Here is a 26,906-nt window from a genome sequence, read left to right on the forward strand (position 1 = left end):
AGCCCCGCGAAAGCGGGGCTTTTTGTTTGCCTGTCGCGCGGCGATCCGGTGCGGGACCGCACGGGCGATCAGCGACTCAACAGATCGTCGAGCGGCCGGCCGCGTAACGCAGTCCCTGCCGCAGCTGCGCCAGGAAATGCGGGTTGCGGTACACCGCTTCGTCATGGCCCAGGCCGGTGTACCAGCTGCGCCCGCCGCCGAAACGATGGCACCACGTGATGGGATGATCCGCGCCCATGCTGCCGCCGTCGTAGCGTCGCTCGTCCACGGTAGCCACCACCTGCACGCGCCCGCGCGGGTTGTCGCGGTAGTTGTAGAGCTCGTCGCGGATCGGCCATGGCGTGCCACGTGGGCGGCCATCGCGCTCGGGTTGCACCTGCGTGTCCTGCAGGCCGGGTGGGTGCGCCTTGAACCACGCGCCCACCAATTGGCCGTACCACGGCCAGCCGTATTCGGTATCGGCGGCCGCATGCACGCCGACGAAGCCGCCACCGTTGCCGATGAAGCCCTCCAGCGCGGCCTGCTGGTTGGCGTCGAGCACGTCGCCGGTGGTGCTGGCGAATACCACCACGCGGTAGCGGGCGAGGTTGGCAGAGGTGAACGCCGCCGGGTCTTCGTTGTGGTCGGCGACCATGCGCTCGCCGGTGGCCAGCGTCTGCAGCGTGGCCACGGCCGTGGGGATGGAGTCGTGCCGGAACCCGGCGGTATGGGTGAACACCAGCAGCCGCTCGGGGGGCGCGTCGGTGGCGTGCGCGATGCCGAGCAGGAGCACGGGAAGCAGCAGTAGTGTCCGGAGGAGGGCGCGCATGGGCGGATGATGGCACAGCCGCACGGCACCGGCGGAATGGTGTGCAGCCGCCCATGGGGTGGCTCTACCCGCGGGGGGCACGCAAAAAAAAGCCCCGCGTTTGCGGGGCTTTTTCGTGCTGCCTTGCGCTGTGGATCAGTCGCCCAGGGTCAGCAGCGAGGCGTTGCCACCGGCCGCCGTGGTGTTCACGGTGACCGTCTTTTCAGTGGCAAAGCGCAGCAGGTAGTGCGGGCCGCCGGCCTTGGGGCCGGTGCCGGACAGGCCCTGGCCGCCGAACGGCTGCACGCCGACCACCGCGCCGATCTGGTTGCGGTTGACGTACACGTTGCCCACGTTGATGCGCGAGGAAATGCGGTCCACGGTCTCATCGATGCGCGAATGCACGCCCAGGGTCAGGCCGTAGCCGGTGGCGTTGATCTGGTCGATCACCGCATCCAGCTGGTCGCCCTTCCAGCGGATCACGTGCAGCACCGGCCCGAAGATTTCCTTGTGCAGCTGGTCCAGGTTCTTCAGCTCGTAAGCACGCGGCGCAAAGAAGGTGCCGTGTGCCGCTTCTTCGCTCAGCGAGGCGGCGGCGATCAGGCGCGCTTCCTTCTCCATGCGCACGGCATGGTCCTTGAGGATCTGCAGGGCATCGGCATCGATCACCGGGCCGACGTCCGTGGAGAGCAGGCCCGGGTCACCGACCTTCAGTTCGGCCATCGCACCGGACAGCATGGTCATCACCTTGTCGGCGATGTCGTCCTGCACGAACAGCACGCGCGCGGCCGAGCAACGCTGGCCGGCCGAGGTGAAGGCCGACCCGATGGCATCCTTGACCAGCTGTTCCGGCAGCGCCGAGGAGTCGGCGATGAAGGCGTTCTGGCCGCCGGTTTCGGCGATCAGCACGCCGATGGCGGCATCGCGTGCGGCCATCGCGCGGTTGATCGCACGGGCGGTGTCGGTGGAGCCGGTGAAGGCCACGCCGGCCACGCGCGGGTCGGCGGTGAGCGCGGCACCGACGGTGGCGCCGTCGCCCGGCAGGAACTGCACCACGCCCTCGGGCACGCCGGCGTCGAGCAGCAGCTTCACCGCGTAATAGCCGATCAGGTTGGTCTGTTCGGCCGGCTTGGCGATCACACTGTTGCCGGCGGCAAGCGCGGCGGCCACCTGGCCCAGGAAGATCGCCAGCGGGAAGTTCCACGGGCTGATGCAGACGAACACACCGCGACCATGCAGCTGCAGTTCGTTGGATTCACCGGTGGGGCTGGGCAGCTTTTCGGCGTGGCCGAACTGCTCGCGCGCCTGCTTGGCGTAATAGCGCAGGAAGTCGACCGCTTCGCGCACTTCGGCGATGCCATCGGGCAGGCTCTTGCCGGCTTCCTTGACGCACAGCGCCATGAACTCCGGCATGCGCGCTTCCAACTGGTCGGCGGCGTGTTCCAGGATCGCCGCGCGGCTGGCGGCGGGGGTGCGGTTCCAGGCCGGCTGCGCGGCCACGGCATTGGCCAGCGCCTTTTCGACGGTGGCGCTGTCGGCTGGCTGCCACTGGCCCACCACCTGGCGCGTATCGGCCGGGTTGGTCACGTTCAACAGCGCGCCGGCCGGGGTGGCACCGGGCACCAGCGGCGCGGCCTTCCACGGCTTCACGGCCGCATTGAGCTGCTCGGCCAGGGCGCGCAGGTCGTTGTCGTTGGCAAGATTGACGCCCATGGAATTGGTCCTGTCATGGTTCTGGCTGCGCAGCAGGTCGACCGGCAGCGGGATTTTCGGGTGGGGAATGGACGCGAACGAGGACACCGCCTCGACCGGATCGCGGATCAGGTCGTCGATGGCCACCGCGTCGTCGGTGATGCGGTTGACGAAGCTGGAGTTGGCGCCGTTTTCCAGCAGGCGGCGCACCAGGTACGGCAGCAGGTCTTCGTGCGAACCGACCGGTGCGTACACGCGGCACGGCACGTTCAACCGATTGGCCGGGACCACTTCGGCATACAGGTCATCGCCCATGCCGTGCAGCTTCTGGTGCTCGTACTGGCCGCCCTTGGCGATCGCCTTCACCGCGGCAATGGTGTGCGCGTTGTGGGTGGCGAACATGGGGTACAGCGCATCGGCATGCGAGAACAGCCGCTTGGTGCACGCCAGGTAGGACACGTCGGTGTTCTGCTTGCGGGTGAACACCGGGTAGGCCGGCAGGCCGTCGATCTGCGCGCGCTTGATCTCCGCGTCCCAGTACGCGCCCTTGACCAGGCGCACCTGCAACCGGCGACCGATGCGACGGGCCAGGTCGGCCAGGTAGTCGATCGTGTACGGGGTGCGCTTCTGGTAGGCCTGCACGACCACGCCGAAGCCTTCCCAGCCGCTCAGCGAGGCATCGCTGACCACCGCCTCGATGATGTCCAGCGACAGCTCCAGGCGGTCGGTTTCCTCGGCGTCCACGGTGCAGCCGATGCCGTAGGACTTGGCCAGCTGCGCCAGTTCCAGCACGCCCGGGACCAGGTCGGCCATTACGCGGGCGCGCTTGGCATGCTCGTAGCGCGGGTACAGCGCCGACAGCTTGATCGAGATGCCCGGCGCCGCGTTGACGTCACCGTCCGGGCGACCGCCGCGGGCCTTGTGGTCGCCACCGATGGAGTGGATCGCGCGGCGATAGTCTTCCAGGTAACGCTTGGCATCCTTCATGGTCAGCGCGCCTTCGCCGAGCATGTCGAACGAATAGCGGTAGTTGGCGTTGTCGCCCTTGTGCGAGCGCGACAGCGCCTCGTCGATGGTGCGGCCCATGACGAACTGGTGGCCCATGATCTTCATCGCCTGGCGCACGGCCAGGCGGATCACCGGCTCACCCACGCGGCCGATCAGGCGCGCGAACGCGCCCGGCACGTCGGCGCGGGTGGCGTCGTTGATCTGCACCAGGCGGCCGGTCAGCATCAGGCCCCAGGTGGAGGCGTTGACCAGCACCGAGTCGCTGCCGCCCATGTGCTTCTTCCAGTCGGCATCGCCGAGCTTGTCGCGGATCAGCTTGTCGGCGGTGTCCTGGTCGGGAATGCGCAGCAGTGCTTCGGCCACGCACATCAGCAGCACGCCTTCCTCGCTGCCCAGGTCGTACTGGCGCATGAAGGCTTCGATCGCGCCCTGGTCCTGTGCACGCACGCGCACGCGCTTGACCAGGTCGGCGGCGGTGGCCTGCACCTGCGCCTGTTCGTCGGCCGGCAGGCGCGCCTGCGCCAGCAGCTCGCGCACATGGCTGGCCTCGTCCTTCATCCAGGCATCGGTGATGGCCTGGCGGAACGCAGCGGGAGGCGTCGGCAGCTCGGGCGAGAGCAGCGGCGGGCGGGGCGCGCCGGCCGGGGCCGGGGCAGGAATCGATGCAGAAGGTGCGGTCATGCCGGTTGGCTCGTGGAGAACTTGACCATTTTAATCGTTTTTTTGAGCTGGGAAGCACTTTCACGGCGTCGCCTGATTGCAGCAATAGCCTTTCATACAAAGGGATTCGGCGGGATCGGGCTGTGTTGTGGAAAGTATGCTGAATTCGTCAAAACTCCCGCCGGACGTCATGCTGTGTTGCACCATTCCCGAAAATGTGAATGGACCCTTGCTACTGTCGCGAGTGCAGGGCTACCATCGAGACGTTTCCCGCAGCAGGAATTGCGTCCCCCACAGGCGCTCCATGCCCCCGCTGTTCGTCCTGCTGTTTGCTGTGTTGAAGGTCCCGGAGCGCGAGGTCATCCCCGCCGCCGGGTAGTTGCCGGACTGCGTCGCCAGCCTGAATGGGCATGGTGCCGCGCCGGTGGCGAGAAGGACCGCTCGGGGCCGGACCAACGGCCCGGAAAACCAGAAGGCTTGCTCGCGGCCCGCAATGGCTGCAACCGACGACGCTAAGGGTCTAGGCAATGAAGCAACGCAGAAAGTGGGGCAGGACGTTCGCAACAGCAACAATGAGCGGGGCAGCACTGCTGGCGCCCGCAATGGCGTGGGCCCAGGCGGCCGACCCGAAACCGTGGCAGTTGAACATGGGCAAGGGGGTTACCCAGAGCGCGCGGTTGGCGTGGGAATCCAACCTGTTCTCGCTGTGGGTGTGCACCGTGATCGGCGTGATCGTGTTCGGCGCGATGTTCTACGCCATGTTCAAGTTCCGCAAATCCAAGGGCGCGGTTGCCGCCACCTTCAGCCACAACACCAAGGCCGAGGTCATCTGGACGGTGATTCCGGTGATCATCCTGGTGGTGATGGCATGGCCGGCCACGGCCAACCTGATCAAGTTCTACGACACCCGTGATTCGGAAATGACCGTGAAGGTCACCGGTTACCAGTGGATGTGGAAGTACGAGTACCTGGGTGAGGATGTCACCTTCACCAGCCGCCTGGACCGCGAGTCCGACCGCGTGCGGCAGAGCGGCACGGTGCCCACGCTGGCATCGCACCCGCACTACCTGCTGGAAGTGGACAACCGGCTGGTGCTGCCGGTGGATACCAAGGTGCGCTTTGTGATCACCTCCGACGATGTCATCCACGCCTGGTGGGTGCCGGCGCTGGGCTGGAAGCAGGACGCCATTCCCGGCTTCATCAACGAGGCCTGGACCAACATCGAAAAGCCCGGCGTGTACCGCGGCCAGTGCGCCGAGCTGTGCGGCAAGGACCATGGCTTCATGCCCATCGTGGTGGAAGCGGTGTCCAAGGAGGACTTCCAGAAGTGGCTGGCCTCGCGCAAGCCCGCCCCGGCACCTGCACCGGCAGCAACACCCGCAGCACCGGCGCCTGCCGATGCCGCGCCTGCCGCCGCTCCGGACGCCACGCCGCCGCCGGCACCGGCTGCAGCAGGCAGCAACGCCTGAAATCGAGCCGCGCCTGCCACCCGGCAGGCGTGGGTACCACCGGATCCAGTGAGGTGTAGTTGCGATGGCGCATTCCGCAGTTGACCACGATGGGCACCACGGGCATCAGCAGAGCTTCGTGGAGCGTTGGTTGTTCTCGACCAACCACAAGGACATCGGCACGCTCTACCTGCTTTTCAGCTTCATCATGTTCATCATCGGCGCGGCCATGAGCGTGGTCATCCGCGCCGAGCTGATGCAACCGGGCCTGCAGTTCGTCAAGCCCGAGTTCTTCAACCAGATGACCACCGTGCATGCGCTGGTGATGATCTTCGGCGGCGTGATGCCGGCTTTCGTCGGCCTGGCCAACTGGATGATCCCGCTGCAGATCGGCGCGCCGGACATGGCGCTGCCGCGCATGAACAACTGGTCGTTCTGGCTGCTGCCGGTAGCCTTCAGCCTGCTGCTGGTCACCCTGTTCCTGCCCGGTGGCGCGCCGGCCGGTGGCTGGACGCTGTACCCGCCGCTGTCGCTGCAGGGTGGCTACAACGTGGCCTTCAGCGTGTTCGCCATCCACGTGGCCGGCATCAGTTCGATCATGGGCGCGATCAACATCATCGCCACCGTGCTCAACATGCGCGCGCCCGGCATCGACCTGCTGAAAATGCCGATCTTCTGCTGGGCCTGGCTGATCACCGCCTTCCTGCTGATCGCGGTGATGCCGGTGCTGGCCGGTGCGGTGACCATGCTGCTCACCGACAAGTTCTTCGGCACCAGCTTCTTCAACGCGGCCGGCGGCGGCGACCCGGTGATGTTCCAGCACATCTTCTGGTTCTTCGGGCACCCGGAGGTGTACATCATGATCCTGCCGGCGTTCGGCGTGGTCAGCGAGATCATCCCCACCTTCAGCCGCAAGCCGCTGTTCGGCTACCAGGCCATGGTCTACGCGGTGGCGGCGATTGCCTTCCTGTCGTTCATCGTCTGGGCCCACCACATGTTCACCGTGGGCATGCCGCTGGGCGGCGAAATCTACTTCATGTTCGCCACCATGCTGATCTCCATCCCGACCGGGGTGAAGGTGTTCAACTGGGTGAGCACCATGTGGCGCGGTTCGCTCACCTTTGAAGCCCCGATGCTGTGGGCGGTGGCGTTCGTGATCCTGTTCACCATCGGCGGTTTCTCCGGACTGATGCTGGCCATCGTGGTTGCCGACTTCCAGTACCACGACACCTACTTCGTGGTGGCGCACTTCCACTACGTGCTGGTCACCGGCGCGGTGTTCGCGCTGATCGCCGCGGTGTACTACTGGTGGCCGAAGTGGACCGGGCGGATGTACAGCGAGAAGTGGGCCAAGTTCCACTTCTGGTGGTCCATCGTGTTCGTGAACCTGCTGTTCTTCCCGCAGCACTTCCTGGGCCTGGCCGGCATGCCGCGCCGCATCCCCGATTACAGCGTGGCGTTCGCCGACTGGAACCTGATCAGCTCGATCGGTGCGTTCGGCATGTTCGCCACGCCCTTCATGATGGCCGCGATCCTGCTGCACTCGCTGCGTCACGGCGAAAAGGCCACCGACCGGGTCTGGGAAGGCGCGCGCGGGCTGGAATGGACGCTGCCCTCGCCGGCACCGGCGCACACCTTCACCACGCCGCCGGTGATCCGCCCGGGCGACCTGGCCCATGACGACATCACCCACTGAGGCGACCATGGCGAATGCTCCCAACAACGTGGACATGCAGGCCCTGCAGCGCCGCCGCGCCCACCGCACTGCCTGGAAGATCGGGCTGGTGGCGGTGGCGGTGTACGTCGGTTTCATCCTGACCGGAGTGATCGGGCGATGAGCGACACCGGCCCGGCCGTTCCCGCACGCACGGCGGGCCTGCCCCGCCTGATCGGGGTGGCGTTGGCCGTGTTCGTGCTGACCTTCTCGCTGGTGCCGCTGTACCGCATTGCCTGCGAGAAGGTGTTCGGCGTGCGCCTGGAACGTGGCCCCGGCGCGGCGGCGGCGGGCGTCACCACGCCGGGCAAGCGCACCGTGCGGGTGGAGTTCGATGGCGGGGTCAATTCCAAGCTGCCGTGGGCGTTCCATCCCGAACAGCTGACCATGGACGTGGTGCCCGGCGAGCTCAACGAAGCGCTGTATTACGCACGCAACGACAGCGACCGCGCGCTGGTGGGCAGCGCGGTGCCGTCGGTGGCACCGGCCAAGGCGTCGGGTTACTTCAGCAAGACCGAGTGCTTCTGCTTCACCGCGCAGACCCTGCAGGCCGGCGAAAAGCGCGACATGCCGGTGCGCTTCATCGTCGACCCGGACCTGCCGGCCAACATCAAGACCATCACCCTGTCCTACACCTTCTACAAGAACGACGCGTTGTCGGCGCAGCTGCCTGCCGCCGTGGCGGCAACAGCCAACGCACACGCTGCTCCCTAGATACGCACCGGACCCCAAGACCATGGCCCAGCAAAGCCCCGATGCCAACGTGTACTTCGTGCCCACGCACAGCAAATGGCCGTTCATCGGTTCCATCGCGATGATGGTGACCATGGTGGGCGTGGCCAGCTGGCTCAATGATTCGGGCTGGGGCAAGTGGACCTTCTACGCCGGCATCGCGATGCTGGTGCTCACCCTGTTCTGGTGGTTCAGCGACGTGGTGCGCGAGTCGCAGGCCGGCAACTACAACCGCCAGGTGGACGGTTCATTCCGCATGGGCATGGTGTGGTTCATCTTTTCCGAAGTGATGTTCTTCGGCGCATTCTTCGGTGCGCTGTTCTACACCCGCAACCTGGGCCTGCCGTGGCTGGGCGGCGAGGGCGACGGGGTGATGACCAACGAACTGCTGTGGGACGGCTATTCCGCTGCGTGGCCCACCAATGGCCCGGGCAGTATCGGGGGGCACTTCCAGACCATTCCGGCCTGGGGCCTGCCGCTGATCAACACGCTGATCCTGCTCACTTCCGGCGTCACCCTCACCATCGCCCACCACGCGCTCAAGGCCGGCAACCGCCGCCAACTGCTGGTCTGGCTGGGCCTGACCGTGGTGCTGGGCGTGTTCTTCCTGACCCTGCAGGCCGAGGAATACATCCACGCCTACAAGGAACTCAACCTCACCCTGGGCTCGGGCATCTACGGCTCCACGTTCTTCATGCTCACCGGCTTCCACGGTGCGCACGTGCTGCTGGGCACCATCATGCTGGGCGTGATGTGGCTGCGCTCGGCCAAGGGCCACTTCACCCGCGACAACCACTTCGGCTTCGAAGCGGCGGCCTGGTACTGGCACTTCGTCGACGTGGTGTGGCTGATGCTGTTCCTGTTCGTCTACGTGCTGTAGCGTCGGGACGACACCTGCCGCACCTGTCCGGGTGCGGCGTCAGTGGAACGCGGTCAACCGCCGATGCCGTGGGGTTTGATCCAGCCGCTGTAGATGCCGATGGCCACCAGCGCGATCAGCGCCACCGACACCGCGATGCGGCGGGTGAGCGCATTGACGGTGCGCTTGGTCTGGCCGCGATCGACCAGCAGGTAATACAGCCCGGCGCCCAGATTCCAGACGATGACGATCAGAAACGCGATTACCAGCAGGGTCTTCAACGAATCATTCATGCGCGGCTCGATGGCAGGGCGGGTACGCCTATATCACCGCGTTTGGTCGCCGTTGTCATGATGCGAAAGCACACACGCCTGATCGGTTGGGTGGCCGCGGTGCTGGTGATCACCGGTTTCTGCCTGCTGGGCCAGTGGCAGCTGCAGCGCATGCATGAAAAGCAGGCGCTGCTCGACCAGCAGGTGCCGGCGCATGCGCAGGCGCTGCGCCTGGCCGCCGCGCTGTCGGCGCCGCCAACGTTGCGCTGGGTGGAAGACCACGGGCAGTACCTGCCCGGCACCGTGCTGCTGGACAACCAGACCCGCGAGGGCCGCGCCGGATTCAAGCTGTACCAGCCCTTCCTGAGCGATGGCGGTGCGCGCGTGCTGGTCGACCTGGGCTGGCAGCCGATGCCGCCCGACCGGGTGCTGCCGCCCCTCCAGCCTCCGCACGGCCACGCCCGCATCGCCGGGCTGCTGGCGCCGCCACCGGCCAGCGGCATTGCCCTGGGCCCGGCCTTGGCCACCACCGTGCAGCCGGGAATCTGGCTGGCCAACCGCATGCCCCCGGATGAGGTGGCCCGCGCGCTGGGGCTGCCTGCCGACAGCCTGCCGACGCGTGTGCTGCGGCTGGACCCTTCGCTGCCCGGCGGCTACGCCCGCGACCTGGACCTGCTGCCCAACACGCTGCCGCCCAGCCGTCACCTTGGCTATGCGGTGCAGTGGTTCGGGCTGGCGTTGACCGTGCTGGTGGTCGCGCTGGTGCTGGAGCTGCGTTCACGCCGCCGCGTTTCCCCCGACTCCCGGCGCTGACCGCCCCAACGTGAGAAAATGCCCCCCATGAATGCCACTTCCCCGGAACGGCTGTCCCCGCGCTCACGCGGCCGCTGGACGCTGATTGCCCTGTTCGGCCTGTTCTTTGGTGCGATGGCGTTGGCCGGCGTGCTGCGCTTCTCCGGGTGGCAGCCCACCGCGCACCGCAACAGCGGCCAGTTGCTGCAGCCCCCCGCCGATCTGCGCGCGCTGCCGCCCACGCTGGCCAATGGCCAGCCGTATGCATGGAATCCGGAAGCGCGCACCTGGCGCATCCTGGTGGCCCCGTCTGCCGGCTGTACAAGCGCGTGCGTCACTTTGTCGCAGGGATTGGGCAAGGTGTGGCAGCTGTTCGGCCATAACGCCGATAATGTCGAGATCCTGTGGCTGGGCACGCCGCCGGCCGAGCTCCAGGGCGTGCCCGCATTGCGCGTGCTGCGCGACCAGCCCGACCTGCGTGCCGCATTGCCCGCCGTGGATGACCCTGCCGGCACGCCGGTGTATGTGATCGATCCCAACGGTTTCGTGATCATGCGCTATGCGCCGGGATTCGATATGGCCGGTCTGCGCAAAGACCTGGCCACGCTGCTGAAACTGAAGTGAGTTCCGTTTAGATGAGCCTCTCCGCACGCCCGGTGCTGCACCGCAATTTCCACCGTCTGGCGTGGTTTGCGCTGATCATGACCGCCAGCACGATCATGTTCGGTTCGTTCGTGCGCTTGTCTGATGCCGGCCTGAGCTGCCCGGACTGGCCCACCTGCTATGGCCGCGTCACCTGGCCGCAGCATGCCGCCGAGGTGGTCGGGCACGAAGCGGCCAAGATCCGCCCGCTGGAAACCCACAAGGCGTGGCGCGAGCAGGTGCACCGCTTCCTGGCCGGCGCGCTTGGCATCGAGATCCTCACCCTGGCACTGCTGGCCACGCGCCGCCGTCGCTGGGGCACTACTGCCGTGGTCACCGCCTGCGTACTGGTGGCCACTGGCATACCGCTGTACATGATGGGCATGCACGTGCCGGCCAGCATCCTGGCGATCATCGGCGAGGCCATCCTGCTGGTGGCCGCGCTGCGCTGGAACAACATCGACCTGGCCCGCGCCGCGTTGCTGACCCTGGCGGTGGTGATCTTCCAGGCCTTGCTCGGCATGTGGACGGTGACCTGGCTGCTCAAGCCGATCGTGGTGATGGGCCACCTGCTGGGCGGCATGCTGATGTTCGGCCTGCTGGTGTGGATGGCATGGCGTGCCACGCACATGCCCATCACGCTGGTGGAAGCGCCGAAGCTGAAGTGGCTGATCCGCGCCGGCGTGGCCGTGCTGGTGCTGCAGATCGCGCTGGGCGGCTGGGTCAGCGCCAACTACGCCGCACTCGCCTGCGGCGGCGGCAGTGGATCGCTGGACAACTTCCCGCGCTGCGTCAGCCAGTGGTGGCCGCAGCACGACTTCAAGGAAGGCTTCACCCTGTGGCGCGGCATTGGCGTGGACTACGAAGGTGGCGTGCTCGATGGCGCCTCGCGCATTGCCATCCAGATGGCGCACCGCATGATGGCGATCGTGGTGGCCGTGTACCTGCTGTGGCTGTCGGTGCGCCTGTTCAAGCTGCCGAGCATGCGCGGCTGGGCGAGCGCGCTGGGCCTGCTGGTGGTGGCGCAGATCACCCTGGGCATTCTCAACGTGAAGCTGGCGGTGCCGCTGGAAGTGGCCGTGGCCCACAGTGGCGGCGCGGTGGCGCTGTTGTTCGTGCTTGTCACGCTGCTGGCGCGCCTGCGCGCGCCGGACGCAGACGGCAAGCCCGGCACGTCCGCGTCTGCCGTGCAGGCAGGCTGACGGCATGGCCAGTTATCGTCAGTACTGGGACCTGACCAAGCCCAAGGTCGTCGCCCTCATCGTCTTCACCGCGCTGGTCGGCATGTTCCTGGCCATCCCGGGGCTGCCCACCGCGCAGCAGGCCCTGGACGGCGCGCTCGGTTTCCTCGGCATCTGGCTGGCCGCTTCCGCTGCCGCGGCCATCAACCAGTTGCTCGATGCACGCATCGACGCGCAGATGGCGCGCACCTCGTGGCGCCCGCTGGTGGTGGGCAAGGTCAAGCCGTGGCAGGTGCTGGTGTTTGCCGGGCTGCTGATCGCGCTGTCGATGACCATCCTGGTGGTCTGGGTCAACGTCATCACCGCGGTGCTGACCTTCGCCTCGCTGATTGGTTACGCGGTGATCTACACCGTGTACCTCAAGCGCGCGACCTCGCAGAACATCGTCATCGGCGGCCTCGCCGGCGCCACCCCGCCGATGCTGGGCTGGGCCGCGATCACCGGCATGCAGGGCCCGTGGGACTGGGCCTACGCGTCGCTGCTGGTGCTGATCATCTTCATCTGGACCCCGCCGCATTTCTGGGCGCTGGCGATCTTCCGCCGCGAGGATTACGCCAAGGCCGAGATCCCGATGCTGCCGGTCACCCACGGCGTGGCGTACACCCGCAAGTCGATCATGGTGTACTCCATCGCGCTGGCCGTGGTGAGCATCCTGCCGGTGGTGTTCGGCATGAGCGGCATGTTCTACCTCGGCGGTGCGATCGTGCTCAACGCGGTCTTCCTCTGGTACGCGTGGCGCATGCTGAACCCGCCGGATGAGATCTTCTCGATGAAGATGTTCGGCTACTCCATCGTCTACCTGATGGCGTTGTTCGCCTTCCTGATGGTGGACCACTGGATGCTGCCCTGGTTGTAGGGTGCTGTACCGACCAACGGTCGGTACCTGCCGGGGCGGTGATGGCGCCCGCGCGCCTACCCGCGGTAGGTCACGACCGTTGGTCGTGACGCGCCAACCCGTGCGCTGCGACATATTGAATTTCCCGCAAACGTCGCCATTGCTTTCATGACCGGACAGGACGTGACGGCATGAAACGATGGATGCGAAGCGCAGTACTGGCCATGACACTGCTGTGCAGCGCGGCGATTGCCACACCTGCACCCGATGAGACGGCCATGCAGATCATGCGGCACGCCGGCGACCACCGCCTGGTCGTGCTCGGCGAATACCACGGCACCGCCGAAACGCCGCGGCTGGTGGCCGACCTGATGGAGCGCTACAGCCGCAACACGGCCGCCGTGCGGCTGGGGCTGGAACTGCCGATGAGCGAGAACGTCGCACTGGCGCGCTACCTGCGCTCGGACGGCGGTGCCGACGCGCGCGAGACGCTGCGCACGTCGCCGTTCTGGGTGGTGAAGGACGATCAGCATGACGGCCGGCGCAGCCGTGACATGCTCGCGCTGATCGAGGCCGTCCGTGTGTTGCGGGCCCAGGGCCGCGATGTCGGCGTGGCCGGCTATGACAACGAAACCGGCGCCTCCACCAGCAGTGACCAGCGCGATGCGGCCATGGCCGCGCACCTGCGCCAGCAGTTCAACGCGCTGCCCGCCGATGCACGGATGCTGGTGCTGACCGGCAACGTGCATGCCATGCGCACCCGGTCGGCCGATGCGCCCCCAGAGATGCAGAAGACGATGGCCGCGTACCTGCTGGACCTGCCGCTGTACAGCGTGCGTCTGGAAGCGCTGCGCGGCCATTTCTGGGCGTGTTTTCAGCCGTGCCGCGCAGTGCCGCTGATCGAGCGTCCGCCGCGCGCGGCGAAAGAAGATACAGACGCGGATCGGCAGTACGACCTGTGGATATGGATGCCCGCCTTGAGCGTTGCCACCCTGACTGACCCATAGTGCCGGATGTCGCGTCAGACCTGTCGCAACCCTGTTGCGATGCCTCTGCGCCGTCCTTGGTGATGGTCTTCATCGGAGCATTGTCGGGATATGCCGTGTTGAAGTGTCCGCTACGCCTCAATGCGTGGTGAGTTGGAATGCAGTGCACCGTTTACCCTCACCGTGCAGCGTACATATGTGGTGCGAGGTGACTCGCCAACATGTGAGGGAGCGGCAATGAAACTAATCAGACGCCTTGGCGCCGGGCTGCTGTTGATGGTCGCATTCGGGAGCGGGGATGCGGCAGCAGAAGTAAAAGCTATCAGCCGAGCGAACTGTCTTGGCTTCGTCAATGAATCGATAACCTACGACAGGCCCCAATTCAGAAGCATTCAAGGCTCTGCGGCCAGCAGACACATCCCATTGGGCGCCATCCAGCCAAAGCATGTGCTTGGCGCGCCAAACAATGGTGGCTTCTCTTGGCGGTTCAGGGCAGGTGATCAATCCGATCCGGAACGAATGCTCGTGCGTGGGTACCACACCTGGATACTCAACCGGATAGTACACACGCGAAATACCGCGACCGCCGACTGCAGCCTGACCGAGTGGTGATGCATATGAAGAAGATCTCAATCGCGATCGCGCTGCTTGCGTCGTTATCGTCGGTCCATGCCAACGCCGAATCCCGCGATGCGATCGGTCAATGGCTCCATGAGCGGGCCATGCGGGCTGCTCTCAACGACGATCTGCCTGGTGCCAGGCAGAACAATGAAGAGGGAACCTACCGGATAGTGCCGCTTGCGGAGCTGGATGCACCCGATACGGTCAAGCAAACCTTCCGCGTCCAGATCGCGCGCAGCCGGGCGGGCGCCGTACGTGTCCCTGTTGGGGTCATTCCATCGCAGGCCGAACTGCTCGCCACCTTGCCCAAGGTGCAGCGCCCCGATTCGGTTCTCCGCCAGCGGCTGCCCAGTCCGCCGAGTAACCTGCAGGGCACCGTGCTCGGCGTTGCAGAGGTGATCGGCATGGAGCCAAGCGGTGCGCTGGATGGTGTCAAATCGTCCGGGCTGACCCGCTTCTATCGCTTGACCGACGTGGGCATCGTCGCCTTCAACGAGGAGAACTTCCGCGTTCCCGGCACCACCATCGAGGTCATTGCCGAAGCCCAGAACACTGCCGTCAACGGTTTGCCCGCACAGATCGACATGAATGTTGACGGACAGGGACGTGGTCGCGTGGTGTTGTCGTGGGCCGCTGGAGACAAGGCGTACACACTCACCGCAACCGGCGACAGTGACGTGGAGGGCAAGGCGCGCGTGTTGCAGGTGATCGCCGCGGCAATCACCGATTGATCTTGAGCAGACGGGGACTGACGTTCAAAAAACGGAGGGAGCCGAGCGAGCTCAACTGCCCACGTCACCCTTCAGCGGTTCCACCGGATCGCGCGCATACCGCTGCGCGATCATCGCGCAGACGATCAGCTGGATCTGGTGGTAGATCATGATCGGCAGCACGATCGCGCCCAGGCTGCCGCCGGCGAACAGTACCTTGGCGATCGGGACGCCGGTGGCCAGGCTCTTCTTGGAGCCGCAGAACAGGATGGTGATTTCGTCTTCGCGGTTGAAGCCCAGTCGGCGGGCAATGAAGCGGATCAGCGGCATTGCGATGCCGAGCAGAACCGCGGCAACAAGCGCCACGGTGAACAGCGACACCAGCGGCGTCTTGCTCCACAGCCCTTCGCTGACCGCTTCGCCGAACGCCGAATACACCACCAGCAGAATGGTGGCCTGGTCGGTGTAGCGCAGCAGCGCGCGCTGGCGTTCCACCCAGCCGGCGATCCACGGGCGCAGCAGGTGGCCGGCCACGAACGGCACCAGCAGCTGCAGCATGATGCTGGCGATGGCCTGCACCGGGTTGTGCATGCCGCCCTCGGTGCCGGCCAGCAGGGCCAGCAGCAACGGGGTGAGGAAGACACCGAGGATGCTCGACAGCGAGGCGCTGCACACCGCCGCCGGCACGTTGCCGCGCGCCATCGAGGTGAAGGCGATGGACGACTGCACCGTGGACGGCAGCGCACACAGGAACAGCACGCCGATGTACAGCTCCGGGGTAAGCAGCCAGCCATCCAAGGGCTTGAACAGCAGCCCAAGCAACGGGAACAGCACGAAGGTGCACGCCAGGATGGTCAAGTGCAGGCGCCAGTGCAGCAGCCCGGCCACGATCGATTCACGCGGCAGGCGCGCGCCATGCAGGAAGAACAGCAGGGCAATGGCTACGTCGGTGACATCGTCGAGCACCATCGCCGCCGCGCCGTGCATGGGCAGCAGCGAGGCCAGCAGCACGGTGCAGAGCAGGGCGAGGGTGAAGTTGTCCGGTCGCAGGCGCGACCACCAGGGCTTCATGCGCGGCATGCTCCTGTGAGGGGGAAAAGAAAGGGGAGAAACGCGTGCTGACTCAACGCGCGGCAGCCTGTTCGAGCAGGGCGCGGGTAGGGGCTTCCAGCGAGGTCATGCCGGCATCGCGACCCAGCTGCAGGGCTTGCTCCACCGAGGCGCCATCGCGTGCGTTCAACAGCGCCAGCAGCGCACCGGCGCGGTTGCCGGAGGCGCAATGCACCAGCACCGGACCGCTGCTCTGCGCCAGCGCCGTGCGCAGTGCGCGCGCATTGGCGTCGGTCAGGCCGGCCGCGCCGGCCACCGGAATGCGCACGTAGCGCAGGCCGAGGCGTTCGGTGGCGGCGGTTTCATCGAAGCCGCGGTCTTCATCAGGCTGGCGCAGGTCGATCAAGGTAGTGACGCCCGCGTCGGCAGCCTGCTGCAGCTGGGCGGCACTGGGCTGGCCGGCGCTGTACAGCTGGGGGCGCGGCTGCGCGAAGGGCAGCGTGTCGGCCACCGCAGGCAGTGCCATTGCCAGCAGGGCGGCGAGGGCGCCAGGGCGGACGTGGCGGGCGAAGGATGCGGCGGGGTTCACTCGGGGAGAGGCCACGGCTGCTCCGTTGGTCAGAAGCGGAGGGTGCTGCGCGCCTTGAGCAGTTCGCGCAGTTCGTACTTGTCAGTATCGTCCAGACCCTGCTGGCCCTGCTTTGCCTGAAGCTCGTCCAGACGTTGCATCAACAGCTGTTTCTCCAGCTGCGCTACCGCATCGTGCAGTTCCTGGGTCCACATCGCCTCATCGCCAGGCAGGGTCTGCGCGGCCAGCTTGTGCAGCGACTCCTGTTCTTCGCGGCCCTCGAAGTGCTCCAGCAGCGCGCCGGTGCTGATGTCCGGGCGCTGCTCCACCAGGCCCAGCAGCTCCAGCAGCAGGTCGATGCCAGGCAGCCGCAGGCCGTTGAAGTGGTGGCCTTCCAGGGTCATGGCCAGGGACGGTTGCTGCAGCAGGATCGCAATGGCCGCGCGCACCAGGCTGCGCCGCTGGGTGGGCGCCACTGCGCGCGCGGGCGGGCGCGAGGGCTGCGCGGACGCGGTGGGTTTGGCGCCCAGGCCGGTAAGCGTGGTCAGCTGCTGCTTCATCAGGTCGCCGAAGGCGCCGTCGGGAATCTGTGCCAGCATCGGCTTGGCCCGCTCGGCCAGCCGCGCCTTGCCGTCCAGCGTGGCCATGTTGACCTCGCGGGTGAGCTCGTCGAAGAAGAACTGCGACAGCGGCGTGGCCTGCTTGAGGCGTTCGTCGAATGCGGCGCTGCCTTCCTTGCGCACGATGGTGTCGGGGTCTTCGCCGTCTGGCAGGAACAGGAAGAAGGCCTGGCGGCCGTCCTTCATGCGCGGCAGCACCGATTCCAGCGCGCGCCAGCCGGCGCGGCGGCCAGCGGCGTCGCCGTCGAAGCAGAAGAACACATCCGGCGCATTGCGGAACAGCAGCTCGGCATGGTCCGGCGTGGTGGCCGTGCCCAGCGTGGCCACCGCCTGGGTAACCCCGTACTGGAACAGCGAGACCACGTCCATGTAGCCTTCGACCACGATCAGTCGCTCGATCTTCTGGTTGGCCTGGCGCACCTGCCACAGGCCGTACAGTTCGCGGCCCTTGTGGAACAGCGCGGTCTCGGGCGAGTTGAGGTACTTGGGGCCGTCGTCCTTCTCCATGACCCGGCCGCCGTAGGCGATCACGCGGCCGCGCCGGTCGAAGATCGGGAACATGATCCGGTCGCGGAACTTGTCGTAGACGTGGCCGCGGTCGTTCTTGGAGAACAATCCGGCGCGGTCGAGCAGCTTCATGCGCCGCTCGTCCTTGCCCAGGGCATCTTTCAGCGCACTGTAGCCATCGGGCGCGTAGCCGATCGCGAACCGGGTGCGGTTCTCCTCGTCCACGCCGCGCTGGTCCAGGTAGGCGCGCGCCTTGTCGCTGCCCTCCAGCGCTTTCTGGAAGAAGCGCGTGGCCGCGTCCAGCGCCGAGTACAGTTCGCGGCTGTCGTCCTGCTGCTGGGCAGTGCGCGGCTGGGTGTCGCGCGGCACTTCCATACCGACGCGCTTGGCCAGCTCGTCGACCGCGTCGAGGAACTCGAGGCGGTCGTAATTCATCAGGAAGCTGATCGCGGTGCCATGCGCGCCACAGCCGAAGCAGTGATAGAACTGCTTGGTGGGCGAGACCGTGAACGAGGCCGAGCGCTCGTCGTGGAACGGGCAGCGTGCGGCGTATTCCTTGCCCTGGCGCTTCAGCGGCACGCGGCTGCCCACCACCTCGACAATGTCGGAGCGGGCCAGCAGGTCGTCGATGAATGCGTCGGGGATACGGGCCATGGGCAGCAGGCAGTGGCACGGCCGGTAACGGCCCTGCGCGGAAGCGGGGGACGGCCTAGTCTACTAGCTGCCGGTCGCTTCGCCCGGTTTCGGCGCGGGGATGCCCGCCGCGGCCAGGTGCTGGCGCGCGCGCAGGCGCTCGTCGATCACCGCCGTCATCAGCGCACCCACGAAAAACACCACGGTGGCGTAGTAGATCCACACCAGCGAGATCACCAGCGCGCCCATCGACCCGTAGGCGCTGCCGGGCGCGACCGTGGCGATGTACAGGCCGATCGCGTAGCGGCCCAGCGCGAACAGCGCCGAGGTGATCGCCCCGCCGATGAAGGCCTGCCGCCAGGCTACGCGGCGGTCGGGCAGGTAGTGGTAGAGGAAGGCGAAGCCCACCGTGTACAGCGCCAGGCTGGTCAGGTAGCCCACCGCCGGCAGCACCGACGGCAGCTGCGCGAAGGCCACCTGCAGCATGGTGGTGGCGGTCATCGACAGGATCAGCAGGAAGCCCAGTGCCAGCACTACGCCGAAAGAGAACACGCGCTTGCGCAGCCAGGCCACGATGCCGTCCAGGCGCTCGCCGCTGGTATTGAAGATCAGGTTGAGCGCGTTCTGCAGCTGGGCAAATACCGCCGTGGCGCCGATGAACAGCAGCAGCGTGCTCCACACCCCGGCCAGCGAGCCCACGTCGGGCTGGTTGTCGGCGTTCTTGAGCACGGTGTCGGCCACGGTGGCGGCGCTGCTGCCGGCCACGTCGTTGATCTGCGCGATCAGCGCCTGCTGCGCCGGCGGGTACAGCGAGGCGGTGAGCCACAGCAGCAGGACCAGCAGCGGTGCCATCGACAACAGTGCGTAGAAAGAGACCGAGGCGGCCTGGGTAAGCACGTCGATATCGACGAAGCGTTTGCCCACCGCCATGGGGAAGCTGCGTTGCAGCCGGTCGACGTACTTGTGCAGCCGGGGCGGCACGCCGTGGTGGCTAGGCGTGGGAACGGCGTCGGGCGCGGGGGCAGGTGGCAGTGAAGACATGCGCCCGATTTTTGCAGGCCCGGGTCGAAGGCGGGGTGAAGCGAAGCGATGTGCGCGGCAGTGCGCATGCATGCGTGCACCGACCAACGGTCGGTGCCTACCGGGATCCGGATGTGGGCATCCGGCTCGGCAGGTAGCGACCGGGGGTCGCTACCTGGTCCGATCAGCCGGCCAGCTGCTGCTTGACCAGCTTGGACACCAGGCCCATGTCGGCCTGGCCGGCGAGCTTGGGCTTCAGGGCGCCCATCAGCTTGCCGATGTCGGCCGGGCTGGCCGCGCCGGTTTCGGCGATGGCGGCCTGGATGGCGGCCACGATCTCGGCTTCGCCCAGCTTGGCCGGCAGGTACTGGTCGATGACCAGGATTTCCTCGCGCTCGATCACGGCGAGGTCTTCCCGGTTGGCTGCTTCGAACTGGCTGACCGAATCCTTGCGCTGCTTGACCATCTTTTCCAGCACGGCCAGCGTGGCGGCGTCGTCCAGCTCGATGCGCTCGTCCACTTCCTTGCGCTTGATGTCGGCCAGCATCAGGCGGATCACGCCCAGGCGGTGCTTCTCGCCGGCCTTCATGGCGGCCTTCATGTCATCGGTGAGCTGCTGTTTCAGGCTCATGGAACACCTCGTATTCGGTCAAAAGGGCGGAAAGGGACGCCAAACGACTGGAACGCAAAAAGCCGGCAACGCTCGCGCGTTCCGGCTTCGGCTCCGCCACGACAGACCAGCGGCCTGTCGCATCGAAGTTGCGTCCGACTCAGTACAGGCGCTGACGCTTGGTAACGTCGCGCGACGACCGGCGCAGCTGACGCTTCACAGCAGCAGCAGCCTTACGCTTGCGCTCCTGGGTCGGCTTTTCATAGAACTCGCGCTTGCGGGTTTCGGCCAGCACGCCGGCCTTTTCGCAGGTGCGCTTGAAGCGACGGAGCGCAAACTCGAAGGGCTCGTTCTCGCGGACTTTAACGCTGGGCATGGAATCTCCGGGACACAGTAGAACCGGGTCACGCCCGGTGAGAGCCGCACATTATAGCGGCGACAAAAGAAGTTGCAACCCACCCCGGCAAACTTCTTGGCCACAGGTGGTGTCAGGTGGGCTGGCGGTAACGCTGCCGGGGCCTCAGCGGTCCATAATACCCGGTATGCGAGTCCTTGGTATTGAATCTTCCTGTGATGAGACCGGCGTGGCGGTGTACGACACCGCCCTGGCCGGCCCGGACGCTCTGCGCGCCCATGCGGTCTACAGCCAGATCGCCCTGCACGCCGAGTACGGCGGGGTGGTGCCTGAACTGGCCAGCCGCGACCACGTGCGCAAGCTGCTGCCGCTGATCCGCCAGACCCTGGCCGAGGCCGGGATGGGCGTGGCCGACATCGACGGGGTGGCCTATACGGCCGGCCCGGGGCTGGTCGGCGCGCTGCTGGTGGGGGCGGGCGTGGCCCGCTCGCTGGCCTGGGCGCTGGAGGTGCCGGCGGTCGGCGTACACCATATGGAAGGGCACCTGCTGGCTCCGTTGATGGAAGACGACCCGCCGCAGGCCCCGTTCGTGGCGCTGCTGGTGTCCGGCGGGCATACCCAGCTGGTGGCAGTGGACCGGATCGGCCAGTACCGCCTGCTGGGCGAGACCCTGGACGATGCGGCCGGCGAGGCCTTCGACAAGACCGCCAAGCTGATGGGCCTGCCGTATCCGGGTGGCCCGCAGCTGGCGGCGCTGGCCGAGCGCGGTACCCCGGGCAAGTACACGTTCACCCGCCCCATGACCGACCGGCCCGGGCTGGATTTCAGTTTCTCCGGGCTGAAGACCCAGGTGCTGCTGGCCTGGCGCGACAGCGACCAGAGCGAGCAGACCCGCGCCGACATCGCCCGGGGCTTTGAAGATGCCGTGGTGGACACCCTGGCCATCAAGTGCGAGCGCGCGCTGGATGCGGCCGGTACCGATGTGATCGTGGTGGCCGGCGGGGTGGGCGCCAACAAGCGGCTGCGCGCCAAGCTGCAGCAGATGGCGGCCCGCCGTGGGGGCCGGGCCTGCTTCCCGCGCCCGTCGCTGTGTACCGACAACGGCGCGATGATCGCCTTCGCCGGCGCGCTGCGGCTGGAAGCCGGCCAGCACACGCCGCCGCAGGTGCAGGTCACCCCGCGCTGGGACATGGCGACGCTGCCGGCGGTGTAGGCGGAACTGGGCGCTCCGTTCCAGGCCCGGATCGCGCTGATCGAACCGCCTGCACTGAAGGGCCCCGAATGGGGCCCTTCGTGTTTATCCGGGTGCGCCTGCGAGAAGCGCGTGCGGCGTGAATCCAGTGCGCATTGCATCGCAGTTCTGCCCGCTCGGGCTTGCCGCTGTCGTTGGCATCACGTAGCGTCATCATGACGTGCCACCGGGACATGCCGATGGGTGATCCCCATCTCCCCCCGGGGACAAGGTGGTAAGCAAAGGCCCCCGCGGGGCCCTTTGTCTTTGGGCGTCTCCGGTCGCATCTGCCCCCGGTTCCCGGCACGTTCCGGCCCGCGCCGTTACCATGTTCGGCATCTTCCACGTGGCATGGCTATGGACAAGGTATTCATCGAAGGGCTCGAGATCGATGCCCTGATCGGCATCTACGACTGGGAACGGCGGATCCGCCAGACCCTGCGGTTCGACCTGGAAATGGGCTTCGACAACCGTCGCCCGGCGGCCAGTGACGACATTGCCGATACCCTCAACTACAAGGCCGTGAGCAAGCGTATCGAGCAGTTCGTGCGCGAGTCCGATTTCGGCCTGGTCGAAACCCTGGCCGAACGCATCGCCGAGATCGTGCTGCGTGAGTTCAAGGTGGAGTGGCTGCGCCTCAAGCTGAGCAAGCCCGGCGCCGTGCGCGGCGCGCGCGCGGTGGGCGTGATCATCGAACGCAGCGCGTCCTGACCGGGCGCTGCCCGGCAACCCGACGCACCGTAGTGCCGGGCTCTGCCCGGCAACCAGAACTGGAGACCTCCCCAAGATGCTGGATGCAGTAGTAGCAACCCGTTGGCTGGACGACCTGCAGCGAACCCTCGAACCCTGGCCGTGGGCCTACACCGCCGCGGTGCTGTGCCTGCTGGCGCTGGCCGCCTGGCTGGCCAATTTCGTCACCAAGAAGATCCTGCTGCGCGGCCTGCGCGGGTTGATCAACCGGCTGCCCGGCAGCACTGCCCACGGTGGGCGCGGCAGCAACGTGATGCGGGTGGTGTCGCGGTTGTCCAACGTGGTGCCCAGCCAGGTCATCGCCGCCGGCATCACCGTGGTGCCCGACCTGCCCGCGCCGCTGGTGGCCTTCGTCATTGGCGCCTGCCAGGCCTGGGCGATACTCACGGTGGCGCTGGCGATCTCGCACGCGCTGGACGCGGCCAACGACATCTACGAGCGCCGCCCCGATGCGCGCAACAAACCGATCAAGGGCTACCTGCAGGTCGGCAAGATCGTCATCTTCGTCATTGCCGGGTTGTCGATCGTGGCCACCCTGGCCGGCGTGGATCTGCGCTACCTGGTCACCGGACTGGGCGCGGCCACCGCCGTGCTGATGCTGATCTTCCAGGACACCATCCTGTCGCTGGTGGCCAGCGTGCAGATCAGCGGCGACGGCCGGGTGCGGCTGGGCGACTGGATCGAGATGCCCAGCCAGAACGCCGACGGCGACGTCATCGACATCGCCCTGCACACCATCACCGTGCAGAACTTCGACAAGACCATCACCACCATCCCGACCAAGAAGCTGGTCACCGAGTCGTTCAAGAACTGGCGCGGCATGCAGGAGGCCGGCGGACGCCGGATCAAGCGCGCGCTGTACCTGGACCAGCACAGCGTGGGCTTCGTCGATGCGCCGATGCTGGCCGAGCTGGAACAGTTCGCGGTGCTGGGTGAGTACCTGCGCGAGAAGCAGAGCGAACTGCAGCAGTGGAACGCGCAGTTGCAGGCCAAGGGCGTGGCGGCGGTGAATGCGCGGCGGGTGACCAACCTGGGCACGTTCCGCGCGTATGTGGAGCGCTACCTGCGCCAGCATCCCGGCATCCATACGGACATGACGCTGCTGGTACGGCAGCTGCAGCCGACCACCGAGGGCCTGCCGCTGGAGATCTACTGCTTCACCCGCACCACCGCGTGGGGCGAGTACGAGGGCATCCAGTCGGACGTGTTCGACCACCTGCTGGCCACGCTGCCGGCCTTCGGGCTGCGCGTATTCCAGGCCTCCAGCGACGCGATGTTGATGGCCGGCCAGCAGCGCGTGGCCGCCGCAGAGTAAGCTCCTGTGCCCCCGCCACCGCGCTCACGGTGGCGGGGTTCTTCCCACGGGGAAGAAAAATGAACGTCAAAATCATTCACAACGGGCCCGGGAACGCTAGAATCCTGGCCTTGTAAACGTTTTCATAAGGACAGCCGGTGGCCGCCGATCGTATCGAAACCCTCATTGCCAAGATGACCGTCGAAGAAAAAGTCGGCCAGCTGGGTGTGTTTGCCGACATGGTTCGGCCGTTCGCCCCGGACGTGAACCCGGAAGCCAACGTGCTCAACGCCGACCAGGTGCTGCAGCAGGTGCGCGAGGGCAAGGTGGGGTCGCTGTTCAACGGCGTGGGCGTGGAAGCCGGCCGCCGCATCCAGCAGGTGGCGCTGGAAGAAAGCCGCCTGGGCATTCCGGTGATCCTGGCGGCCGATGTCATCCACGGCATGCGCACCGTGTTCCCGATCCCGCTGGGCGAAGCGGCCAGCTTCGAGCCCGACTTGGCCGAGCGCACCGCACGCGCCACTGCGGTGGAAGCCACGGCGGCCGGCCTGCACTGGACCTACGCACCGGCGGTGGACATCGCCCGCGACCAGCGCTGGGGCCGCGGTGCCGAAGGTGCCGGTGAAGACGTGGTGCTGGGCTGTGCGTTCGCCGCCGCCCGCGTGCGCGGCTTCCAGGGTCCGGACCTGCGCGCCGCCGATGCGCTGCTGGCCACGCCGAAGCATTTCGCCGCCTATGGCGCGGTGATGGCCGGTATGGAATACAACATGGTCGACATCTCGCCGCAGACCCTGCGCGACGTGCACCTGCCGCCGTTCCAGGCCGCCTTCGAGGCCGGCGCGCTCACCGTGATGTCCTCCTTCAACGACATCAACGGCGTGCCGGCCAGCGCCAACGCTGAACTGCTCACCGACATCCTGCGCGGCGAGTGGAAGTTCCCGGGCGTGGTGATCTCCGATTACACCGCCGACATGGAGCTGGTTGCGCACGGCTATGCCGCCGATGACCGCGACGCCACCGCCAAGGCGTTCACCGCCGGCCTGGACCTCAGCATGCAGAGCGGCTTCTATGCCGAGCACCTGCCGGGCCTGATCGAGAGTGGCGAAGTGCCGATGGCCACGCTGGACGAATCGGTGCGCCGCATCCTGCGCCTGAAGGATGCGATCGGCCTGTTCGACGATCCCTACCGTTCGCTGGACCTGGACCGCGAAGCGTCCACCGCGCACATCGCCGAACACGATGCGCTGTCGCGCGATGCCGCGCGCCGGTCGATCGTGCTGCTCAAGAACACCGACGCGGTGCTGCCGCTGAAGAAGACCGGGCAGAAGATCGCGCTGATCGGGCCATTCGTGCAGGACCGCGAGAACATCGAAGGCTGCTGGACCCTGTTCGGCGACAAGTCGCGCTATGTGAGCCTGGAAGCCGGCGTGCGCGCGGCGATCAGCGATGAAGCCCTGCTTGAAATCGTGCCGGGCTGTGACCTGGAAGCGGCCGTGCAGGACGGCATCGAGCAGGCCGTGGCCGCTGCACTGCGCGCCGACGTGGTGGTGCTGGCGCTGGGCGAACCGCAGCGTTACAGCGGTGAAGCGCAGTCGCGCGTCGAAATCACCCTGCCGCCGGCCCAGCAGGCGCTGGCCGAGGCGGTGGCCATGACCGGCAAGCCGCTGGTGGTGCTGCTGCGCAATGGTCGCGCGCTGGCACTGCAGGGCGCGGTGCGCAATGCGCAGGCGGTGGCGATCACGTGGTACCTGGGCACCCAGACCGGTCATGCCGTGGCCGATGTACTGTTCGGCGACTACAACCCGTCCGGCCGCCTGCCGGTGAGCTTCCCGCAGGTGTCGGGCCAGCAGCCGTTCTTCTACAACCACCCGCGCACCGGTCGCCCGGAACTGCCGACCATGTCCGAGTTCAAGGCGCGCTGGCGCGAGATCCCGAACGAGGCGCTGTATCCGTTCGGGCATGGCGTGGGCTACACCACCTTCGGCTACGGCGTGCCGCAGCTGAGTGCGGAGAAGCTGGGCTGGGATGACACCCTGACCATCACCACCACGCTCACCAACACCGGTGCGGTGGCGGGCGAGGAAGTGGTGCAGCTGTACATCCACGACCGCGTGGCCAGCCGCGTGCGGCCGGTGCGTGAGCTGAAGGCGTTCCGCAAGGTGGCGCTGCAGCCGGGCCAGAGCACCGAGGTGCAGTTCACCCTGGACCGCACTGCCCTGGGCTTCACCGGCCGCGACGGCGTGTTCCGCGCCGAGCCGGGCCAGTTTGAGCTGTGGGTGTGTGCGTCGTCGGCGAGTGGCGAGCCGGTGATCTTCGAGCTGCTGGCCGGTTGACCCTGTGGGGGCATCGCCGCCGCCCCGGCGGTAGAGCCGACCGTTGGTCGGCTGCCCCAAACGCACTGGTCTCTGCTTGATGGCAGCCGACCAACGGTCGGCTCTACGTTGTGGGTTGGTCGCCTGTGGCGGCAGCCGACCAACGGTCGGCTCTACGTTGTGGGTTGGTCGTCTGGGACGGCAGCCGACCAACGGTCGGCTCTACCTTGGTGGTGTCGGGTGTGGCGGTCATCCCCTGTGGTGCGGCGGTGGCCGTCATCGGCGGCTGACGTGTGGGCGGTTACGCTGGCTGCCTTGCATAATCGTCTGGAGCCCAGCATGCGCGCGATCCGAATCCTGCTTCCCACCCTGTTGCTGGCCGCGTGTTCGCAGCCGGCACCACCGGCGACCGATGCGGCGGCTCCTGCGCCGACCTCACCGCCTACCACCACCGCCACGCCGAGCGAGGACGCGCCGGCGGCCGGCATGTCGCCCGATGCGGTGGCAACGCCGGCCGAAGCGGCTGCGCAGACCGCGCCGGCGGCTTCCGCACCGGATGCCAGCGCCGATAGCAGCGAGGGCGACGTTCGTCAGCGCATTGAACGCCTGCTCGGCGAAGCGCCCCGCTATGAGGCGGTGTTCACTGCCTTGCAGAAAGGCGTGGCTGCGCATGATGCCAAGGCGGTGGCGGCCCTGCCGCTGTACCCGGTGAGCGTCAACGTGGGCGGCAAGAAGCGCAAGGTGGCCGACGCGGCCACCTTCGAGCGCGAGTACGACCGCATCATCACCGCCGACATCGCCAAGACCATCACCGAACAGAAATTCGACGATGTGTTCGTCAACTGGCAGGGCGTGATGCTGGGCAACGGCCAGGTCTGGATCAACGGCATCTGCCCGGCCAACGACTGCACCAAGGCCAAGGTCGGCATCGTGACCGTGCAGGACTGACCGGCACGC

26 protein-coding genes are annotated in these 26,906 nt (G+C 66.9%); 17 read left to right on the forward strand and 9 right to left on the reverse strand.

Features of this window, described 5'->3' with window-relative positions; all coding sequences use genetic code 11:
* Positions 1–76 precede the first annotated feature (76 nt).
* Both GQ674_RS00235 and putA read right to left on the reverse strand, forming a co-directional pair.
* A complete protein-coding gene (locus tag GQ674_RS00235) occupies positions 77–808 on the reverse strand; it encodes a ThuA domain-containing protein (RefSeq protein WP_159495530.1) in 732 nt (243 codons plus the stop codon).
* 135 nt (positions 809–943) lie between these two features.
* Positions 944–4,168 (reverse strand): bifunctional proline dehydrogenase/L-glutamate gamma-semialdehyde dehydrogenase PutA, encoded by a 3,225-nt coding sequence (gene putA / locus GQ674_RS00240; RefSeq protein WP_159495531.1) that lies wholly within the window; start codon positions 4,166–4,168, stop codon positions 944–946.
* A 551-nt stretch (positions 4,169–4,719) separates the two neighbouring features.
* Between putA and coxB the strand changes: the two genes are divergently transcribed.
* The 5 genes from coxB (at position 4,720) to GQ674_RS00260 (ending at position 8,921) form a co-directional block, all read left to right on the forward strand.
* On the forward strand, positions 4,720–5,616 hold the full coding sequence (gene coxB, locus GQ674_RS00245; RefSeq protein WP_159495532.1) for a cytochrome c oxidase subunit II: 897 nt from the start codon (positions 4,720–4,722) through the stop codon (positions 5,614–5,616).
* A 64-nt stretch (positions 5,617–5,680) separates the two neighbouring features.
* Positions 5,681–7,291, forward strand: coding sequence for a cytochrome c oxidase subunit I (ctaD, locus tag GQ674_RS00250; RefSeq protein WP_038690929.1), 1,611 nt, complete (start codon positions 5,681–5,683; stop codon positions 7,289–7,291).
* A 7-nt stretch (positions 7,292–7,298) separates the two neighbouring features.
* Positions 7,299–7,433, forward strand: coding sequence for a hypothetical protein (locus tag GQ674_RS21710; protein WP_268893843.1), 135 nt, complete (start codon positions 7,299–7,301; stop codon positions 7,431–7,433).
* Positions 7,430–8,023, forward strand: coding sequence for a cytochrome c oxidase assembly protein (locus GQ674_RS00255; protein WP_128095990.1), 594 nt, complete (start codon positions 7,430–7,432; stop codon positions 8,021–8,023). Before GQ674_RS21710 ends, GQ674_RS00255 begins: the two co-directional genes overlap by 4 nt.
* Before the next feature lie 22 nt (positions 8,024–8,045).
* Positions 8,046–8,921, forward strand: coding sequence for a cytochrome c oxidase subunit 3 (locus GQ674_RS00260; protein WP_038690925.1), 876 nt, complete (start codon positions 8,046–8,048; stop codon positions 8,919–8,921).
* 53 nt (positions 8,922–8,974) lie between these two features.
* Here the strand turns inward: GQ674_RS00260 and GQ674_RS00265 are convergent, their stop codons facing one another.
* Positions 8,975–9,193 carry a twin transmembrane helix small protein gene (locus GQ674_RS00265; protein WP_038690924.1) on the reverse strand — a complete coding sequence of 73 codons (219 nt, stop codon included), beginning with the start codon at positions 9,191–9,193 and terminating at the stop codon, positions 8,975–8,977.
* A 57-nt stretch (positions 9,194–9,250) separates the two neighbouring features.
* Here GQ674_RS00265 and GQ674_RS00270 point away from each other — a divergent pair, with 57 nt between their 5' ends.
* The 7 genes from GQ674_RS00270 to GQ674_RS00300 all read left to right on the forward strand — a co-directional run bounded on the left by GQ674_RS00270 (position 9,251) and on the right by GQ674_RS00300 (position 15,020).
* Entirely contained in the window at positions 9,251–9,985 is a 735-nt protein-coding gene (locus GQ674_RS00270; RefSeq protein WP_159495533.1) for an SURF1 family protein, read from the forward strand.
* Between the two features lie 27 nt (positions 9,986–10,012).
* On the forward strand, positions 10,013–10,588 hold the full coding sequence (locus tag GQ674_RS00275) for a hypothetical protein (protein WP_159495534.1): 576 nt from the start codon (positions 10,013–10,015) through the stop codon (positions 10,586–10,588).
* 11 nt (positions 10,589–10,599) lie between these two features.
* Positions 10,600–11,808, forward strand: a complete 1,209-nt coding sequence (locus GQ674_RS00280) for a COX15/CtaA family protein (protein WP_159495535.1) — start codon at positions 10,600–10,602, stop codon at positions 11,806–11,808.
* Positions 11,809–11,812: 4 nt separating this feature from the next.
* Positions 11,813–12,703 (forward strand): heme o synthase, encoded by an 891-nt coding sequence (cyoE, locus tag GQ674_RS00285; RefSeq protein WP_038690917.1) that lies wholly within the window; start codon positions 11,813–11,815, stop codon positions 12,701–12,703.
* Positions 12,704–12,885: 182 nt separating this feature from the next.
* A complete protein-coding gene (locus GQ674_RS00290) occupies positions 12,886–13,689 on the forward strand; it encodes a calcium-binding protein (protein WP_236546154.1) in 804 nt (267 codons plus the stop codon).
* A 216-nt stretch (positions 13,690–13,905) separates the two neighbouring features.
* Positions 13,906–14,280, forward strand: a complete 375-nt coding sequence (locus GQ674_RS00295; RefSeq protein WP_159495536.1) for a hypothetical protein — start codon at positions 13,906–13,908, stop codon at positions 14,278–14,280.
* Between the two features lie 5 nt (positions 14,281–14,285).
* Positions 14,286–15,020, forward strand: a complete 735-nt coding sequence (locus tag GQ674_RS00300) for a hypothetical protein (protein WP_159495537.1) — start codon at positions 14,286–14,288, stop codon at positions 15,018–15,020.
* A 51-nt stretch (positions 15,021–15,071) separates the two neighbouring features.
* Here GQ674_RS00300 and GQ674_RS00305 read toward each other — a convergent pair whose 3' ends face one another.
* From GQ674_RS00305 to rpsU, 6 genes are all read right to left on the reverse strand, one after another.
* Positions 15,072–16,070: a bile acid:sodium symporter family protein gene (locus GQ674_RS00305; protein WP_159495538.1), complete on the reverse strand. Its 999-nt coding sequence runs from the start codon at positions 16,068–16,070 to the stop codon at positions 15,072–15,074.
* Between the two features lie 52 nt (positions 16,071–16,122).
* Complete coding sequence (locus tag GQ674_RS00310; protein ID WP_159499127.1) at positions 16,123–16,575, reverse strand: sulfur transferase domain-containing protein; 453 nt, start codon at positions 16,573–16,575, stop codon at positions 16,123–16,125.
* 92 nt (positions 16,576–16,667) lie between these two features.
* Positions 16,668–18,398, reverse strand: a complete 1,731-nt coding sequence (gene dnaG / locus GQ674_RS00315; protein ID WP_159495539.1) for a DNA primase — start codon at positions 18,396–18,398, stop codon at positions 16,668–16,670.
* 63 nt (positions 18,399–18,461) lie between these two features.
* Positions 18,462–19,307, reverse strand: coding sequence for a YihY/virulence factor BrkB family protein (locus GQ674_RS00320; RefSeq protein WP_236546269.1), 846 nt, complete (start codon positions 19,305–19,307; stop codon positions 18,462–18,464).
* Between the two features lie 274 nt (positions 19,308–19,581).
* Positions 19,582–20,028 carry a GatB/YqeY domain-containing protein gene (locus GQ674_RS00325; protein ID WP_128096447.1) on the reverse strand — a complete coding sequence of 149 codons (447 nt, stop codon included), beginning with the start codon at positions 20,026–20,028 and terminating at the stop codon, positions 19,582–19,584.
* A gap of 139 nt (positions 20,029–20,167) precedes the next feature.
* A complete protein-coding gene (rpsU, locus tag GQ674_RS00330; RefSeq protein WP_002808376.1) occupies positions 20,168–20,383 on the reverse strand; it encodes a 30S ribosomal protein S21 in 216 nt (71 codons plus the stop codon).
* Between the two features lie 166 nt (positions 20,384–20,549).
* On the opposite strand from rpsU, the gene tsaD reads away from it, so the two are divergent.
* From tsaD to GQ674_RS00355, 5 genes are all read left to right on the forward strand, one after another.
* Positions 20,550–21,575, forward strand: coding sequence for a tRNA (adenosine(37)-N6)-threonylcarbamoyltransferase complex transferase subunit TsaD (gene tsaD, locus GQ674_RS00335; RefSeq protein WP_159495540.1), 1,026 nt, complete (start codon positions 20,550–20,552; stop codon positions 21,573–21,575).
* 375 nt (positions 21,576–21,950) lie between these two features.
* A complete protein-coding gene (gene folB / locus GQ674_RS00340; RefSeq protein ID WP_038690891.1) occupies positions 21,951–22,304 on the forward strand; it encodes a dihydroneopterin aldolase in 354 nt (117 codons plus the stop codon).
* 76 nt (positions 22,305–22,380) lie between these two features.
* Positions 22,381–23,658: a mechanosensitive ion channel domain-containing protein gene (locus GQ674_RS00345; protein WP_159495541.1), complete on the forward strand. Its 1,278-nt coding sequence runs from the start codon at positions 22,381–22,383 to the stop codon at positions 23,656–23,658.
* A 137-nt stretch (positions 23,659–23,795) separates the two neighbouring features.
* Entirely contained in the window at positions 23,796–25,970 is a 2,175-nt protein-coding gene (locus GQ674_RS00350; protein ID WP_159495542.1) for a glycoside hydrolase family 3 N-terminal domain-containing protein, read from the forward strand.
* 318 nt (positions 25,971–26,288) lie between these two features.
* Complete coding sequence (locus GQ674_RS00355) at positions 26,289–26,897, forward strand: hypothetical protein (protein ID WP_159495543.1); 609 nt, start codon at positions 26,289–26,291, stop codon at positions 26,895–26,897.
* The last annotated feature ends 9 nt before the right edge of the window (positions 26,898–26,906 follow it).

The sequence above is a fragment of the Stenotrophomonas sp. 364 genome (genome assembly GCF_009832905.1).
Lineage (GTDB): Bacteria > Pseudomonadota > Gammaproteobacteria > Xanthomonadales > Xanthomonadaceae > Stenotrophomonas > Stenotrophomonas maltophilia_AP.

Coding starts and splice junctions, on each gene's coding strand:
- GQ674_RS00235 (WP_159495530.1), bottom strand. CDS start 808: ATGCGCGCCCTCCTCCGGACACTACTGCTGCTTCCCGTGCTCCTGCTC.
- putA (WP_159495531.1), bottom strand. CDS start 4,168: ATGACCGCACCTTCTGCATCGATTCCTGCCCCGGCCCCGGCCGGCGCG.
- coxB (WP_159495532.1), top strand. CDS start 4,720: ATGAGCGGGGCAGCACTGCTGGCGCCCGCAATGGCGTGGGCCCAGGCG.
- ctaD (WP_038690929.1), top strand. CDS start 5,681: ATGGCGCATTCCGCAGTTGACCACGATGGGCACCACGGGCATCAGCAG.
- GQ674_RS21710 (WP_268893843.1), top strand. CDS start 7,299: ATGGCGAATGCTCCCAACAACGTGGACATGCAGGCCCTGCAGCGCCGC.
- GQ674_RS00255 (WP_128095990.1), top strand. CDS start 7,430: ATGAGCGACACCGGCCCGGCCGTTCCCGCACGCACGGCGGGCCTGCCC.
- GQ674_RS00260 (WP_038690925.1), top strand. CDS start 8,046: ATGGCCCAGCAAAGCCCCGATGCCAACGTGTACTTCGTGCCCACGCAC.
- GQ674_RS00265 (WP_038690924.1), bottom strand. CDS start 9,193: ATGAATGATTCGTTGAAGACCCTGCTGGTAATCGCGTTTCTGATCGTC.
- GQ674_RS00270 (WP_159495533.1), top strand. CDS start 9,251: ATGATGCGAAAGCACACACGCCTGATCGGTTGGGTGGCCGCGGTGCTG.
- GQ674_RS00275 (WP_159495534.1), top strand. CDS start 10,013: ATGAATGCCACTTCCCCGGAACGGCTGTCCCCGCGCTCACGCGGCCGC.
- GQ674_RS00280 (WP_159495535.1), top strand. CDS start 10,600: ATGAGCCTCTCCGCACGCCCGGTGCTGCACCGCAATTTCCACCGTCTG.
- cyoE (WP_038690917.1), top strand. CDS start 11,813: ATGGCCAGTTATCGTCAGTACTGGGACCTGACCAAGCCCAAGGTCGTC.
- GQ674_RS00290 (WP_236546154.1), top strand. CDS start 12,886: ATGCGAAGCGCAGTACTGGCCATGACACTGCTGTGCAGCGCGGCGATT.
- GQ674_RS00295 (WP_159495536.1), top strand. CDS start 13,906: ATGAAACTAATCAGACGCCTTGGCGCCGGGCTGCTGTTGATGGTCGCA.
- GQ674_RS00300 (WP_159495537.1), top strand. CDS start 14,286: ATGAAGAAGATCTCAATCGCGATCGCGCTGCTTGCGTCGTTATCGTCG.
- GQ674_RS00305 (WP_159495538.1), bottom strand. CDS start 16,070: ATGAAGCCCTGGTGGTCGCGCCTGCGACCGGACAACTTCACCCTCGCC.
- GQ674_RS00310 (WP_159499127.1), bottom strand. CDS start 16,575: ATGGCACTGCCTGCGGTGGCCGACACGCTGCCCTTCGCGCAGCCGCGC.
- dnaG (WP_159495539.1), bottom strand. CDS start 18,398: ATGGCCCGTATCCCCGACGCATTCATCGACGACCTGCTGGCCCGCTCC.
- GQ674_RS00320 (WP_236546269.1), bottom strand. CDS start 19,307: ATGGCGGTGGGCAAACGCTTCGTCGATATCGACGTGCTTACCCAGGCC.
- GQ674_RS00325 (WP_128096447.1), bottom strand. CDS start 20,028: ATGAGCCTGAAACAGCAGCTCACCGATGACATGAAGGCCGCCATGAAG.
- rpsU (WP_002808376.1), bottom strand. CDS start 20,383: ATGCCCAGCGTTAAAGTCCGCGAGAACGAGCCCTTCGAGTTTGCGCTC.
- tsaD (WP_159495540.1), top strand. CDS start 20,550: ATGCGAGTCCTTGGTATTGAATCTTCCTGTGATGAGACCGGCGTGGCG.
- folB (WP_038690891.1), top strand. CDS start 21,951: ATGGACAAGGTATTCATCGAAGGGCTCGAGATCGATGCCCTGATCGGC.
- GQ674_RS00345 (WP_159495541.1), top strand. CDS start 22,381: ATGCTGGATGCAGTAGTAGCAACCCGTTGGCTGGACGACCTGCAGCGA.
- GQ674_RS00355 (WP_159495543.1), top strand. CDS start 26,289: ATGCGCGCGATCCGAATCCTGCTTCCCACCCTGTTGCTGGCCGCGTGT.